This window comes from Paucibacter sp. B2R-40 (genome assembly GCF_025717555.1).
In the GTDB taxonomy this organism is placed as follows: Bacteria; Pseudomonadota; Gammaproteobacteria; order Burkholderiales; family Burkholderiaceae_C; genus Paucibacter_A.
In genome coordinates, this window is sequence record NZ_JAJIRP010000003.1 from 467,911 (window position 1) to 481,322 (window position 13,412).

15 protein-coding genes are annotated in these 13,412 nt (G+C 62.9%); 3 read left to right on the plus strand and 12 right to left on the minus strand.

Translation table 11 applies throughout. The features are described 5' to 3' along the window. Positions 1-24 precede the first annotated feature (24 nt). The 3 genes from LNV09_RS08650 to LNV09_RS08660 all read left to right on the plus strand — a co-directional run bounded on the left by LNV09_RS08650 (position 25) and on the right by LNV09_RS08660 (position 2,684). Positions 25-642, plus strand: a complete 618-nt coding sequence (locus tag LNV09_RS08650) for a 3'-5' exonuclease (protein WP_263556680.1) — start codon at positions 25-27, stop codon at positions 640-642. Beyond that, entirely contained in the window at positions 639-1,919 is a 1,281-nt protein-coding gene (moeA, locus tag LNV09_RS08655; protein WP_263556681.1) for a molybdopterin molybdotransferase MoeA, read from the plus strand. Before LNV09_RS08650 ends, moeA begins: the two co-directional genes overlap by 4 nt. Before the next feature lie 66 nt (positions 1,920-1,985). Continuing rightward, complete coding sequence (locus LNV09_RS08660) at positions 1,986-2,684, plus strand: YebC/PmpR family DNA-binding transcriptional regulator (protein ID WP_263556682.1); 699 nt, start codon at positions 1,986-1,988, stop codon at positions 2,682-2,684. Here the strand turns inward: LNV09_RS08660 and LNV09_RS08665 are convergent. Genes LNV09_RS08665 through LNV09_RS08720 form a run of 12 tightly spaced genes read right to left on the minus strand, consistent with a single transcriptional unit; the run spans position 2,681 to position 13,386 of the window. Then, positions 2,681-3,253, minus strand: a complete 573-nt coding sequence (locus tag LNV09_RS08665; RefSeq protein ID WP_263556683.1) for a nitroreductase family protein — start codon at positions 3,251-3,253, stop codon at positions 2,681-2,683. The two genes, LNV09_RS08660 and LNV09_RS08665, sit on opposite strands and share 4 nt — an antisense overlap. Next, positions 3,254-4,114 carry a formate dehydrogenase accessory sulfurtransferase FdhD gene (locus tag LNV09_RS08670; RefSeq protein WP_263556684.1) on the minus strand — a complete coding sequence of 287 codons (861 nt, stop codon included), beginning with the start codon at positions 4,112-4,114 and terminating at the stop codon, positions 3,254-3,256. Between the two features lie 6 nt (positions 4,115-4,120). Beyond that, the gene (mobA, locus tag LNV09_RS08675) at positions 4,121-4,726 is read right to left on the minus strand and encodes a molybdenum cofactor guanylyltransferase MobA (protein ID WP_263556685.1); all 606 of its coding nucleotides are present in this window, start codon (positions 4,724-4,726) and stop codon (positions 4,121-4,123) included. 19 nt (positions 4,727-4,745) lie between these two features. Then, positions 4,746-5,576 carry an ABC transporter substrate-binding protein gene (locus LNV09_RS08680; protein ID WP_263556686.1) on the minus strand — a complete coding sequence of 277 codons (831 nt, stop codon included), beginning with the start codon at positions 5,574-5,576 and terminating at the stop codon, positions 4,746-4,748. Then, positions 5,561-6,268 (minus strand): ATP-binding cassette domain-containing protein, encoded by a 708-nt coding sequence (locus LNV09_RS08685; RefSeq protein ID WP_263556687.1) that lies wholly within the window; start codon positions 6,266-6,268, stop codon positions 5,561-5,563. Before LNV09_RS08685 ends, LNV09_RS08680 begins: the two co-directional genes overlap by 16 nt. Beyond that, positions 6,265-6,948, minus strand: coding sequence for an ABC transporter permease (locus LNV09_RS08690; protein WP_263556790.1), 684 nt, complete (start codon positions 6,946-6,948; stop codon positions 6,265-6,267). Before LNV09_RS08690 ends, LNV09_RS08685 begins: the two co-directional genes overlap by 4 nt. Before the next feature lie 49 nt (positions 6,949-6,997). Beyond that, complete coding sequence (locus tag LNV09_RS08695) at positions 6,998-8,020, minus strand: DUF6352 family protein (protein WP_318023278.1); 1,023 nt, start codon at positions 8,018-8,020, stop codon at positions 6,998-7,000. After that, positions 8,017-8,373, minus strand: a complete 357-nt coding sequence (locus LNV09_RS08700) for a hypothetical protein (RefSeq protein WP_263556688.1) — start codon at positions 8,371-8,373, stop codon at positions 8,017-8,019. Before LNV09_RS08700 ends, LNV09_RS08695 begins: the two co-directional genes overlap by 4 nt. 31 nt (positions 8,374-8,404) lie before the next feature. Further along, complete coding sequence (locus LNV09_RS08705) at positions 8,405-9,541, minus strand: formate dehydrogenase subunit gamma (protein WP_263556689.1); 1,137 nt, start codon at positions 9,539-9,541, stop codon at positions 8,405-8,407. Between the two features lie 14 nt (positions 9,542-9,555). Further along, a complete protein-coding gene (locus tag LNV09_RS08710; RefSeq protein WP_263556690.1) occupies positions 9,556-9,786 on the minus strand; it encodes a hypothetical protein in 231 nt (76 codons plus the stop codon). Further along, positions 9,783-10,400 carry a formate dehydrogenase FDH3 subunit beta gene (gene fdh3B, locus LNV09_RS08715; RefSeq protein ID WP_263556691.1) on the minus strand — a complete coding sequence of 206 codons (618 nt, stop codon included), beginning with the start codon at positions 10,398-10,400 and terminating at the stop codon, positions 9,783-9,785. The genes LNV09_RS08710 and fdh3B overlap by 4 nt, the downstream gene beginning before the upstream one ends. A gap of 13 nt (positions 10,401-10,413) precedes the next feature. Then, positions 10,414-13,386 (minus strand): formate dehydrogenase subunit alpha, encoded by a 2,973-nt coding sequence (locus LNV09_RS08720; RefSeq protein WP_263556692.1) that lies wholly within the window; start codon positions 13,384-13,386, stop codon positions 10,414-10,416. Positions 13,387-13,412 lie beyond the last annotated feature (26 nt).

Consider the following 13,412-nt stretch of genomic DNA (forward strand, 5'->3'; position numbering starts at 1 on the left):
AACTGACCGAACTGAAACCCGGATATGACAAGAAAAATAGCCCCGAGCAAAGAGCAAACCACCTTGCTGCCGCCGTTTGAATGCTTGCGTCTGGACCAGATCCTGGTGCCGACCACCCGGCTCCAATTTGAGGCAGCGGCCGTGGACATCGCACAAGCCGGCGTGGTCGGCTTTGACACCGAGTCCAAACCGACTTTTTTAAAAGACAGCGTCAGTGAAGGCCCGCACATCGTGCAATTTGCGACTCAGCAAAAGGCCTATATCTTTCAGCTGCACCAGGGCGACTGCCGGCAGTTTTTGGCCGACCTGCTGTGTTCCAGCGAGGTCCTGAAGGTCGGCTTCGGGCTGGAGTCCGATCATGAACAGATTCAGCACAAGCTGGGCTTTCGCTTGGCCAACGTGCTGGACTTGAACCAGGTTTTTCGCAAAGACGGCTACGCCAACTCGACCGGCGCGCGCGCCGCCGTGGCCATCATGTTTGAGCAGAAGTTTCACAAGTCGAAAAAAATCACCACCTCCAACTGGGCCGAGCGCCAGCTGACGGAGCGCCAGCTGCTTTACGCCGCCAACGATGCCTATGTGGCGCTGCGCGTGCATACAGCTCTGAATGCGCCGAAGTCGCTGCCGGAAGCTCAGCCATGAACCCAACTTTTGAAGCCATTGCCGCCCGGCTGGACGGTTATGACCCGCAAGCACTGCGGGTCGAGCTGGCGCAGCAGTTCATCAAAGCGCTCTTGCCCTTGCCGCAAGAGACGGAAAAACTGGGCCTGCGCGCCGCGTTGGGCCGGGTGCTGGCGGCCGACCTCATCTCGCCGCTGCAAGTGCCCGCTGCCGACAACTCGGCCATGGACGGCTATGCCTTGCGCGCCAGCGACCTCTTGCCTGGCGGCCAGACGCGGCTGCGGCTGGCCGGCACCAGCCTGGCCGGCGCTGTACCGAGCGCGGCCTTGGCGCCGGGCCATTGCCAACGCATCATGACCGGCGCTTTGATGCCGCCGGGGCTGGACACCGTGGTGCCGCAGGAATTCACCCAAAGGGACGGCGAATTCGTCGTAATTCCCGCCGGTCTCCTGCGCGCCGGCGACAACCGCCGCTTGGCCGGTGAGGATTTGGCGCTGGGCAGCGTGGCGCTGGCGGCTGGGCGTGTCTTGAAGCCGGCCGACCTGGGGCTGCTGGCCTCCTTGGGGCTGGCCGAGGTGGTGGTTTGGCGGCGACTCAGGGTCGCCATCATGTCCACCGGCGACGAGTTAAGAGGCTTGGGCGAGCCACTACCCCCCGGCTGCGTCTACGACAGCAACCGCTACACCATGTGGGCGATGCTGGAGCGACTCGGTGTCGAAATCATCGATCTGGGCATCGTGCGTGACCAACCCGAAGCGCTGCGCGAAGCCTTTGGCCGCGCGGCGCAGCAGGCCGATGCCATCATCAGCTCAGGCGGCGTCAGCGTCGGCGAAGCCGACCACACCAAGCGGGTGATGGCCGAACTCGGTGAAGTGCTGTTCTGGCGCATCGCCATGCGGCCGGGCCGGCCGATGGCGATTGGGCGCATTCGCAGTGGTGAAAAATCAGCACTGCTGTTCGGCCTGCCGGGCAACCCGGTCGCGGTGATGGTGACTTTTTATGCTTTTGTGCGCGATGCCTTGCTGCGCATGAGCGGCGCCAACTCCGAGCCCATGCCCATGCTGCGCGCGGCCAGCACCGGCGCGCTGCGCAAGAAAGCCGGCCGCACCGAGTATCAGCGCGGCGTCGTGACGCGCCGCCCGGACGGACAATGGCAGGTCGCCATCACCGGCAACCAAGGCTCGGGCATCTTGTCCAGCATGTGTCAGGCCAATGGCCTGGTGCTGCTGGGGCATGAACAAGGCGATGTGGCCACAGGCGACTTCGTTGATGTGCTGCCGTTTGACGGCTTGATGTAAGAACTATTTCATATCGAGGCCCGGGGCTGCTGTATAAACCCGGCCTTCAACCAAGGAGACTCTCAGATGGGTGCGCAATGGAAAGCCAAACACAAGGACCTGGCGGCGAATGCCCGCGGTCGCGCTTTCGGCAAGTTGTCAAAGGACTTGATGGTGGCAGCCCGCAATGGCGCCGACCCCGACATGAATGCGCGCCTGCGCCTGGTGGTCGAGCAGGCCAAAAAAGTCTCGATGCCGCGCGACACGATTGAGCGGGCGATCAAGAAAGGCGCCGGGCTGCTGGGCGAGCCGGTGCATTTCGAGCGCGTCACCTACGAGGGTTTTGCACCACACCGTGTGCCGGTGATCGTCGAATGTCTGACCGACAACATCAACCGCACTGTTTCCGAGATCCGCGTCTGCTTCCGCAAGGGGCAGCTCGGTGCCGCCGGCTCGGTGGCCTGGGATTTTGATCACCTCGGCATGATCGAAGCCGCACCGAACCCAGGTGCAGACCCGGAACTGGCGGCGATCGAAGCCGGCGCGCAGGACTTCGAGCCCGGCGAGGACGGTGCCACGTTGTTCTTGACCGAGCCGGCCGACCTGGATCTGGTTTGCCGCGCCCTACCTAACTTCGGATTCACCGTGCTGTCGGCCAAGATTGGCTACAAGTCCAAGAGTCCGGTCACTTTGGGTGAGGCCGAAATGGCCGAGGTCGAGCATTTTCTGGATGCCATCGACGGCCAGGATGATGTGCAAAACGTCTACGTCGGCCTAGCCGGCTAAGGCCATTCAGAAAGGGCGAGCGCCACGCCGCCCTTTCTCGAGGGTCCGGTGGCGCGCCGCAGCGGCGTGCCCAGGGCGATCCAGCCTAGCAGCGTTTCGCCGGGGCCGCAAAACGCGGCCATGATGGCGGCATCGCGTACCTTGGCGCCGGACAGCATCTTGCCGCCATAACCCAATAAATGCGCGGCATTGAGAAAGTTGGTCAGCGCCCCGCCCACGCAAGCCCATTGCTCATGGGCCGGCACCAAGGGATGACTCAGATCGATGCGCGCCAACACCGCCACGGTGACCGGCGCACGCAAGGCCCGCTCGGCATCGATCGCGGCACCGGCCTCGTCCTTACCAGCCGCCCGGCCCGCCGCCACGAACAACTCGGCCATGCGCACACGCGCCTCGCCGCGCACGATTTTGAAGCGAAAGGGCAGCAGCTCGGCATGGTCGGGCGCGCGCAGCGCCGCCTCCACCATCAGACTCAGCTCCGCCTGATTCGGCCCCGGCTCGGCGAGGTGCTTGGGTCCGACCGAATAGCGGCTCAGCAGCGCCTGCAAAGCCTTGTGTTCGTCATTCATTCACGACGCCTCCGACAATAGTCGCGCCGGCTCCGGCTCGCCATCGAAGCGCTCGAAACCGCTATAGCAAATGAAATGCCGGCCTTTGGCGCGGCCTATCAAGGTCAGGCCAAGTTGCTGCCCCAAGGCATGGCCCATCTGCGTGATGCCATTGCGCGAGACGATGATGGGCACGCCCATTTGCGCCGACTTCATCACCATCTCGCTGGTCAGGCGGCCGGTGGTGTAGAAACACTTGTCTGCCCCGCTAACGGGTAATTCCCCAGCCTGCATCCACATCCAGCCTGCAATGCTGTCGATCGCGTTATGGCGACCCACGTCTTCCATGTGAACCAGCATCTGCTCGCCGCAGAAAAGCGCGCAGCCATGCACCGAGCCGGCTTTTTTATAGACGCTGTCAAGTTTGCGGGCCTGCTCCAGCATCGCGTACAAGCTGCTCTGGCGCAGACGGGCGCTGGCCGCGCTGGGCAGTTGCACGCTGTTCACATCGGCCATCAGGGCACCGAACACCGTACCCTGTCCACAGCCGGTGGTCACGATGCGCTGCGCCGTTTTCTGCTCGATATTGGCAATGCCGGCGCGCGTGCGCACGGCCGCCGCATTGACCTCCCAGTCGACCGTGATCGACTCGATCTCGGTCACGTCATTGATCAGACGCTGGTTGCGCAGGTAGCCCAGCACCAGCAGCTCGGGCGCCAGGCCCAGGGTCATCAAGGTGACCAACTCACGCTTGTCAACGAACACCGTCAGCGGCCGCTCGGCCGGGATGTGCATGGGGCGGCGCGCACCGAACTCGTCCAGCACCGTCACTTCATGGGTCAAAGGCGCTGAGCATTGGGTCAGCCTTGGCAAATTTCGCATTCGAGCTCAGCGAGGCGCAGGCAAGCGCTGCAACTCGTCCAGCGTATTGGCATTGGCGAACGCCTCGGCATCGTCAAACAGGACCCGCGCACAGCGATGCTGCGCCGCCCATTTACCGATCTTGGCTTCGCCGCCTTGGGTGAAGCGCACAAGGCTTTCCAGCAGCTCGGTCTTCAGCAGGCAGAACACAGGCTGCGGCTGCGGACGGCCGGTCTCGGCGTCTGTCGTCAGCACCATCGCCAGCTCGGCGTTCTCATGCTCCATGGCCGCCGCCAGCCGCGCCACCATATCAGTGGGAAACAAGGGCGAGTCGCAGGGCACCGTGACCATATACGGGGTCTCGCAATGCTCCAGCCCCGCCATGAAGCCGGCCAGCGGGCCGGCGAAATCGGGCAAGCTGTCCGGCCAGACTGCCGCACCCATGGACTCGTAGGCACTCAAGTTCCGGTTGGCATTGATGATGACTTCGCCCACTTGCGGCCCTAAACGCAACAGCGCATGCAAGGCCAAGGCCGTGCCCTGGTACGGCTGCAGGCCCTTGTCGACGCCGCCCATGCGGCTGCCGCGGCCGCCGGCCAGGATCAGGCCGGTGATGTCTTTGGGATCAATCACGTCACTGCTCCAACTTGCGTCAGTTTTTTGCGTTAGGGAAAAACAACTGCTCGCCGCCAATCTTGTAGGCGGCAATGGTGGCCTGGCCGTCCGGCGATACCACCCAGTCGGAGAAGGCCTGTGCCAGCGCGGTCTTGGTGTGCGGGTGCTTGGCCGGATTGACGACGATCACGCCATATTGGTTGAACAGGCGCTTGTCGCCCTCGACCAAAACGGCCAGATTGCCGCGATTCTTGAAGGACAGCCAGGTGCCGCGGTCGGTCAAAGCATAGCCATCGACGCTGGACGCGATATTCAGCGCCGGTCCCATGCCGCAGCCACAGGCGCGGTAGTCGAACAGACTGCCGTCTGCCTTGACGGCGGGGTCGGCGATGCCGGCGGCCTTCCAGAAGCGCAGCTCGGCCGCATGGGTGCCGCTCTTGTCACCGCGCGACACGAAGATCGCCTTGGCCGAGGCCAGCTTGTTCAAGCCCACCACCACATCCTGGCCGCGCACGCCGGCCGGATCACTGCTCGGTCCGACCAAGACGAAATCATTGAACATCACCGGCCGGCGGGCCAACCCGAAACCCTCGGCAACGAACCTTTCTTCGGCCACTTGGTCATGCACGAACAAGACATCGGCATCGCCGCGCCGGCCCATATCAAGCGCCTGGCCGGTACCTTGGGCGACCACGCGCACCTCGATGCCACTGGCTTTTTTGAAGGCCGGCAACAAATGAGCGAACAGGCCCGACTGCTCGGTGCTGGTGGTCGAAGCCATCACGATAGACCGATCCTGTGCGTGGCCGCTCGCGCTCAGGGCTGCGGCGAACAAGAATGCAAGAACAGACTTCACAGCAAATCCCATGTCAACTCCCCTTTTAGAAACAATTCAAGCCTTGCATCGAGTGCATGCTTGTTGAAGAAATCAGCGCTGGGCAGATCGACACGGATCTTGCCACGGTCCAGATAGATCACCCGGCTGGCCAAACGCTTGGCCTGACCCAGATTGTGCGTGCTCATGATCAGGGTCATGCCCTCCGCACTGAAGCCGGCCAGCAGTTGCTCGATCTCCTGTTTGGCCGAGGGGTCGAGGTTGGCGGTCGGCTCGTCCAGAAAAAGAATAGCCGGCCTGACGGCCCAGGCCCGCGCCAAAGCCAAGCGCTGCTGCTGGCCGCCCGAAAGGCCGCGCGCCGGGCGGTCCGCCAGCGCCATCAGCCCTGCACGTTGCAAGGCCTCATTGGCCCGCGTCGCCCGCTCTAGCCGCGGAACGGCAGCCAGCCACAGCGCCAACAGCAGATTGCGCCGCACCGACAGCCGCAACATGAAGGGCCGCTGAAACACCATCACCTGCGGCCCGCAACTCTGGCCCACCGTGCGACTGCCGCTCAGCGGCAGCAAGCCGTGCAAGGCCTGCAAGAGCGTGGTCTTGCCCGAGCCATTGGCGCCGACCAGGGCAATGAATTCGCCCTGATGGACTTGCAGCGTGACCTCGCTCAGCGCCTGCACAGAGCCGAAGGAAACGCCGACGTCCTTCAGATTCAGCAAGTCATCACTCACTTGGCATACTCCGACTGCCCGCCCTGCGACCGTTGCCATGCCTGCACCAGTGCAATCATGAGATTGATCAGAGCGACCAGACCCAGCAGCACCAGGCCCAGCGCCAACGCCAGTGGCAGATCGCCCTTGCTGGTTTCAAGAGCAATCGAGGTGGTGATGACACGGGTCACCCCGTCAATATTGCCGCCGACAATCATCACCGCGCCAACTTCAGAGATCGCGCGCCCGAAGGCGGTCAGCAAAATCGTCAGCACGGCCCAGCGCTCATGGACCAGCATCAGCAAGGCAGCGGTAAAAGGCCGCGCACCCATCGAGCGAAGCTGCTCGCCGCCGTCGCGCAGCGCGTCGCGCACCAGTTGCTGCGAGAGCGCGGCCATCACCGGCAAGACCAAAATGGTCTGCGCCAGCACCATCGCTGACGGCGTGAACAAAATGCCCCAGGAACCAAGTGGCCCGCTGCGCGACAAGAGCAGATAGACCACCAGACCCACCACCACCGAGGGCAGAGCCAACAAGGTCGCCAAAAAGCCCTGCAGGATGCGGTGACCGGGGAAGCGCGCGACCGCCACCCAGGCGCCTGCGGCCAGCCCAAAGCCGGCGGCGATCAAGCAGGCCGAGCCGCTGACCAGCAAGGACAGGCGCAAGGTGTGCATCAATACCGGGTCGGCGCTCAGCAGCATCGCCCACGCCGCGCCCAGGCTCTCGGAAAATGCTGCGCTCAAACGGCGATCACCCCAGCAAGGCCAGCTCGGCCGGCAAATTCAGGAGGAGGTTCTGCGGCTTCAGCTTCAGCCGCTTGTCGGCCGTCATCGCCAGACCCAGGTAAATGGGCTTGGCATAGCCGCCCGGAACATCAAGTCTGAACAGGCTGATCAGCTGCGTCAGGCGCTCGTTCGCAAGCGGCTGGCCCTCGTACAAATCGTTCAGCAAGCCCATCGCCTCCACATCCAGGCCGATATGCCAGCTCCAAGCTGGGTCATCGACCTTTTGCAGCGGCGTGATGCTGAGCGGCTGCCCCAGAAAATGCTGCAGCCATTGTTCAAGCACGCGGGCCAGCGCACTCAGGCCCGAATGTTTCAGCGTGAGATTGAATTTGAAGCCATGGCCGAGTTCGGTGCTGATCTCATGCGTCAGGTCGAGCGCGAACAGACCATCAGCGCCAGCGCGCCAGAAGTCGGCGGCATTGCCCGGGCTCAGCACGTCCAACAGGCCTGCAGCGGCTTGGCGCTGATCCAAGCCCTGCTGATCGACACAGAGCAGCCGGCCCTCGACCAAGCTCAGTCGCTGCGTGCGGAATAGCATTTGCCCAGCCCGGACTTGAAAAGCATCCGCCTGGCCGGCCTGCAGGTGGCCCACGATGGCTGCAACCAGTCCGTCCAGAAACACCGGCGGCAGGTTCAAGGGGCGCCCGAGCAGGCCCAAATAGCAGGCTTCCAAGGTGCCGGCGGCCAGCAACTCGTCTCTGAAACGCAAAAAGAACTGATAGTTGGCGCGCGCGTCGGGGTCCGCGATTTCCACCAACTGGGCGGGCGAAACAGCTACTGAGGGCGCGAGCGACAAGGCTTGGTGGAGCGCGATCTCGGCCGGACATGACTCGTCCAACAAGGTCAACTCGGGGCCCTGCAGCCACAGCCGCAGAAAATCATCGTTAGGCAGCAGCCAACCCTGGGCGTTCGTCGTCAAATTTGAGCGCGCGCCAAGGTCCCAGAAATCATGCAAGGATGTCGAAGGGTTCAGATCCAGGGTCGTCACTTCTTGGCCGGAACTGGAGCTGTCGCAGGAGCAGAGGCAGCGGCTGATACGGCAAGCAGCTCGGGCGGCACAAAGGCTCCTGGATCGACGCAAGCCGGCGTATCCACAGCAGGCTGGACCTCGCGACCTTCGGCCTTGGCATTTTTTCGGTAGCCATCGGCAACCCGGTTCATCGCTTGGCAGAGCTGGTAGGCCGCCAGCTTGTCGGACCAAGCCGTCTTTGCAGCTGCAGCGGCCGCCTTGGCCTTGGCTTCATCGCTGGCCGCCGGCAACTTGGCTGAAACGCCCGCGGCCGCCAGACAGATCAAGGTGGCCAGGCACAGTCTAGGAAAAGAGTTGGTCAAGCGGCGCATGATCGGCTTCCTTGTCAAATGTCGTCGTTGTTCAGTGCTGAGCGGCCGGATTCGCTGGCCGCGACTGATCCACTGGCGTCGAGCGTTGGGCGGGGATGTTGCCAGCGCGAATGTCATCGAACCAGAGTTCATGATGTTCTTTTGCCCAGCCCTCATCGACCATACCGGTCTGCATCGCCTTCAGCGCGTCCTTCATGCCCACGGTGCCCATATAAATGTGGCCGAGGAAGAGCACCATCATCAGCATGGCCGCAACCGCGTGGATCATGTGAGCGATCTGCATATCACCGCGCAAATAGGCCAGACCCGGGAGCAACTGATCAAGCACCAGGCCCGAACCGACAACGGTGAAGCCGAGCAAGAACACACCACCCCAGAACACCACCTTCTCACCGGCATTGAAGCGCGCCGACGGCACTTCATGTTCACCGAACAGACCACCGCCCTTGAGCATCCATTTGAGGTCATGAACTGTAGGCAAGTTGTCACGTACAAAGGTCATGAACACCACCAAGAGCGAGACCGCAAACAGCGGGCCGGCAAGATTGTGTGCGGTCTTCAGCGCATAGGTCAGCCAGCCGAACAGCGTGGCACCCAGCACCGGCAGCAAGAAGAACTTGCCGAAGGCCATCACCAGGCCCGAGATGGCCAGCAGACTGAAGGCCGCCGCGTTGCTCCAGTGCGCGGCGCGCTCGAAATAGGTGAAGCGTTCGATCAGGCGGCCGGTATAGGGCACATGGCCGCCCAGCGTGCCCTTGGAAAAATAGAACAGCGCCAAGGCCAACACCGTGATCAAGAGCAGCGACCCACCATAGGGAATGATCCACTGATTGCGTACTTGGCGCCAGGCCTCGCCGGCCGTGGTCAGCTTGGAGCCGGGGTACTGGATCATGGACTGAATCAAGACGCCCTTCTCAGCGCCGGGCAGATTGCTGGTACCGGCATGATCACCGGAGCCATGCACGGCCCGCCAAAAAGGCGCGTTATTGCCGGGCTGGGATTTGGCGCGCTGGGCGTTGCTGTCGTCCGCCTTGGGCAGGGCCGGAGCGACAAAACCAGCCGGTGGCGCGACCGCCGCAGCGGCCGAAGCTGCGGAGTCCGGTGCGGCCTGCGCGCAGGCCACCGACAGTGTCAACAACGCCAGCAAAGAAGCAAAGAAGTTGCGCATCTTGGCCTCCGTCTTCAGCGTGAATAGTCGTTCTGCGCCTGGTTGCGCCGGCGTATCTGGCCCTCCCAAGAGGCTTGGTCGCCAGGCGTCCAGCCGGGCGCCTTGAAGGCCGGATTGGCGGCCGCGCTGACGCTCCAGGTCGACGCATCGGAGCCCGCCCTCTTGAGCAGCTTTTGCTCGCGTTCGGCACAAGCCTGCAGATTCAACAAAGCAATCGCGGCGAGCGCCAAGAGCCGGGCCTTCATGATTTCGCCTCGCCGGGCTTGCCGCCGACGGGCTTGCCGTAAGCAGTGCCCCAGCCCCAGACCTCGCTGCCCTTGCCACGCACCAGCACCCGGTTGCGCAGAATGTCGGCGACCACATCACCGTCGCCGGCCAGCAAGGCCTTGGTTGAGCACATCTCGGCACAGGCCGGCAACTTGCCCTCGGACAGACGGTTGCGGCCGTATTTTTCAAACTCGGCCTGGCTGCCATTTTCTTCGGGGCCACCGGCACAGAAAGTGCATTTGTCCATCTTGCCGCGCAGACCAAAGGCGCCGGTGCTGGGGAACTGTGGTGCGCCAAAGGGGCAGGCGTAGGAGCAGTAGCCGCAGCCAATACAGATGTCTTTGTCATGCAGCACCACACCTTCGTCGGTGCGGTAAAAGCAGTTGACCGGGCAGACCGCCATGCAGGGCGCGTCCGAGCAATGCATGCAGGCGACCGAGATGCTTTTCTCGCCCGCCACGCCATCGTTCAAGGTGACGACGCGGCGGCGGTTGACACCCCAGGGGATGTCATGCTCGGCCTTGCAGGCGGTCACGCAGCCATTGCACTCGATGCAGCGCTCCGAGTCGCAGATGAATTTCATTCTTGCCATGTCAGTACTCCCCTTAGACGGTCGCTTTAGCGATTTGGCAGACCGTCGTCTTGGTCTCTTGCATCATCGTCACGCTGTCATAACCATAAGTCGTGGCGGTATTGACCGCCTCGCCGCGCACAATGGGTGCTGCGCCTTCCGGGTAATGCTGCAGCAGATCAACGCCCTGCCAGCGGCCCGAGAAGTGAAACGGCAGCCAGACGGTATCGCGGTCGACCCGCTCGGTCACCAGGGCCCGCACGGTCAGCTTGGCGCCAGTCGGCGTGGTCACCCAGACATCCTCACCGTCGCGGATACCTCGGTCATTGGCCGTGGCCGGGTTGATCTCGACAAACATATGCTGCTGCAACTCAGCCAGCCAGCGGTTCGAGCGCGTCTCCTCGCCGCCGCCCTCGTACTCGACCAAACGGCCCGAACTCATGATCAGGGGATAAGTCTTACCAATGTCGATGTTCTTGTCCTGCACGCTCTTGTACAGCGTGGGCAAGCGCCAGAAGCTCTTCTTGTCATCATGCGTGGGGTACTTGGCAATTAAGTCTGGCCGGGTCGAGAACAAGGCTTCCCGGTGCTGCGGAATCGGATCGGGGAAGTTCCAGACCACCGCCCGCGCCTTGGCGTTACCGAAGGGATGGCAGCCATGTGCCATCGCCACACGCTGGATGCCACCGGACAGATCGGTCTTCCAGTTCTTGCCCTCGGCCAACTTCATTTCGGCCTCGGTCAGGTCGTTCCACCAGCCCAGTTTTTTGAGCAGCAGATGGTCGAACTCCGGGTAGCCGGTGGTGATGGCCGAGCCCTTGGAATGAGAGCCATCTTCGGCCAGCAAGCTGACGCCATCCCGCTCAACGCCGAAGTTAGCGCGGAAGTTGCCGCCGCCCTCCATCACATGCTTGGAAGTGTCGTAGAGATTGGGCGAACCGGGGTGCTTGAGCTCGGGCGTGCCGTAGCAGGGCCAAGGCAGGCCGAAGTAGTCGCCGTCGAGCTTGTAGCCGGTTTCCTTGTCGATGCCGCCCTTGGCGCGCAGGGTCTTGACATCGAAGACATTCATATTGCGCATATGCGCTTTGAGCCGCTCAGGGCTCTGGCCGGTATAGCCAATCGTCCACAGGCCACGGTTGATCTCGCGCAGCAGCGACTCGGGCTCCGGCTCCATCATGCCGCCCTTGCCCGCCACCAGCTTGCCGCTCTTCATCAGCTCTTTGTCAAAGCCAAGTTTTTGCGCCAGCTGGTACATGATCATGTGATCGGTGCGCGACTCCCACAGCGGCTCGATCACCTTCTCGCGCCATTGCAGTGAGCGGTTCGACGCGGTGCAGGAACCGCTGGTTTCGAACTGCGTGCAGGCCGGCAGCAGATAGACCGCGCGGTTCGGGTTCAGCTCCTCCGCCTTGCCAGGCATGGCGGCCATCGCGGCGGTAGCGGACGGGAACGGGTCAACCACAACCAGCAGGTCGAGCTTGTCCATCGCCTTCTTCATCTCCAGACCACGGGTCTGCGAGTTGGGCGCATGGCCCCAGAAGAACAGGCCGCGCAGATTGCTGTCCTGGTCGATCAGCTCGTTCTTCTCCAGCACACCATCGATCCAGCGCGAGACGGTCATGCCGGGCTTGGTCAACATACCCGGCGCGTACTGCTTTTTGATCCACTCGAAGTCGACATCCCAGATCTTGGCGAAATGCTTCCAGGCACCCTCGGCCAGGCCGTAATAGCCAGGCAGCGAGTCGGGATTCGGGCCTACATCGGTGGCACCTTGAACGTTGTCGTGGCCACGGAAGATATTCGTGCCGCCGCCACTCACGCCCACATTGCCCAGTACCAACTGCAGGATGCAGGACGCCCGCACCACCGCATTGCCGGTGGTGTGCTGGGTCTGGCCCATGCACCAGACCACCGTGCTGGGCCGGTTGTCGGCCAAGGTCTTGGCCACCTTGTAGCAAGTGGCCTCGTCGACGCCGCAGGCCTCAAGCACCTTGTCCGGCGTCCACTTGGCCATGATCTCCTCACGCACCTTGTCCATGCCGAAGACACGGTCGTGGATGTACTGCTTGTCTTCCCAGCCGTTCTTGAAGATGTGATAAATCAGGCCGAACACGAAGGGGATGTCAGAGCCGGAGCGGATGCGCACATAGTCATCGGCCTTGGCCGCCGTGCGGGTGAAGCGCGGGTCGACGACGATCATCTTGCAGCCGTTTTCCTTGGCATGCAGCATGTGCAACATCGAGACCGGATGGGCCTCGGCCGCGTTCGAGCCGATGTACATCGCAGCGCGGGAGTTGCGCATATCGTTGTACGAGTTGGTCATCGCGCCGTAACCCCAGGTATTGGCCACGCCGGCCACCGTGGTGGAATGGCAGATGCGCGCCTGGTGGTCGCAGTTATTGCTGCCCCACATGCTCACCCACTTGCGCAGCAGATAGGCCTGCTCGTTATTGTGTTTGGAGGAGCCGACGATAAAGACCGAGTCCGGGCCGGACTGTTTCTTCAACTCAAGCATCTTGGCGCTGATTTCGGTCAGCGCCACGTCCCAGCTGATTTTCTGGTACTTGCCGTTCACCAGCTTCATCGGCGTGCGCAGCCGGTGCTCGCCGGCGCCATGCTCGCGCAAGGCCGCACCCTTGGCGCAATGCGCGCCCAGATTGATGGGTGAGTCAAACACCGGCTCTTGGCGCACCCAGACGCCGTTCTCGACCACCGCGTCGACCGCGCAACCCACCGAGCAATGGCCGCAGATGGTGCGCTTGACTTCCACCTTGGCGCCAGGACCGGCGGCCGGCGCCGCAGTTTCGGCGGCCTGGGCATTGCGCTGCACCAGGCTGAGCTGCGTGGCGGCCAAGCCAGCGCCCAAGCCCAAACCGGAGCGACGCAGGAACAGGCGTCGGTCCATGGTCGGAATGGCCCTGCGTTGGCCATCGAGGCCCCGGCTCAGGCTGTTCAGCAGGCCCGTCGAAGTCGACGCAGTGGCAGAAGTCTTGCGTGTCAGCAGCATATTGTCTCCAGCGGGGCCTGTTGTCG

What these genes read in the sequence shown, in the direction of transcription:
- LNV09_RS08650 (WP_263556680.1), top strand. Translation starts at nt 25, where the DNA reads ATGACAAGAAAAATAGCCCCGAGCAAAGAGCAAACCACCTTGCTGCCG.
- moeA (WP_263556681.1), top strand. Translation starts at nt 639, where the DNA reads ATGAACCCAACTTTTGAAGCCATTGCCGCCCGGCTGGACGGTTATGAC.
- LNV09_RS08660 (WP_263556682.1), top strand. Translation starts at nt 1,986, where the DNA reads ATGGGTGCGCAATGGAAAGCCAAACACAAGGACCTGGCGGCGAATGCC.
- LNV09_RS08665 (WP_263556683.1), bottom strand. Translation starts at nt 3,253, where the DNA reads ATGAATGACGAACACAAGGCTTTGCAGGCGCTGCTGAGCCGCTATTCG.
- LNV09_RS08670 (WP_263556684.1), bottom strand. Translation starts at nt 4,114, where the DNA reads ATGCGAAATTTGCCAAGGCTGACCCAATGCTCAGCGCCTTTGACCCAT.
- LNV09_RS08680 (WP_263556686.1), bottom strand. Translation starts at nt 5,576, where the DNA reads ATGGGATTTGCTGTGAAGTCTGTTCTTGCATTCTTGTTCGCCGCAGCC.
- LNV09_RS08690 (WP_263556790.1), bottom strand. Translation starts at nt 6,948, where the DNA reads ATGCTGCTGAGCGCCGACCCGGTATTGATGCACACCTTGCGCCTGTCC.
- LNV09_RS08700 (WP_263556688.1), bottom strand. Translation starts at nt 8,373, where the DNA reads ATGCGCCGCTTGACCAACTCTTTTCCTAGACTGTGCCTGGCCACCTTG.
- LNV09_RS08705 (WP_263556689.1), bottom strand. Translation starts at nt 9,541, where the DNA reads ATGCGCAACTTCTTTGCTTCTTTGCTGGCGTTGTTGACACTGTCGGTG.
- LNV09_RS08710 (WP_263556690.1), bottom strand. Translation starts at nt 9,786, where the DNA reads ATGAAGGCCCGGCTCTTGGCGCTCGCCGCGATTGCTTTGTTGAATCTG.
- fdh3B (WP_263556691.1), bottom strand. Translation starts at nt 10,400, where the DNA reads ATGGCAAGAATGAAATTCATCTGCGACTCGGAGCGCTGCATCGAGTGC.
- LNV09_RS08720 (WP_263556692.1), bottom strand. Translation starts at nt 13,386, where the DNA reads ATGCTGCTGACACGCAAGACTTCTGCCACTGCGTCGACTTCGACGGGC.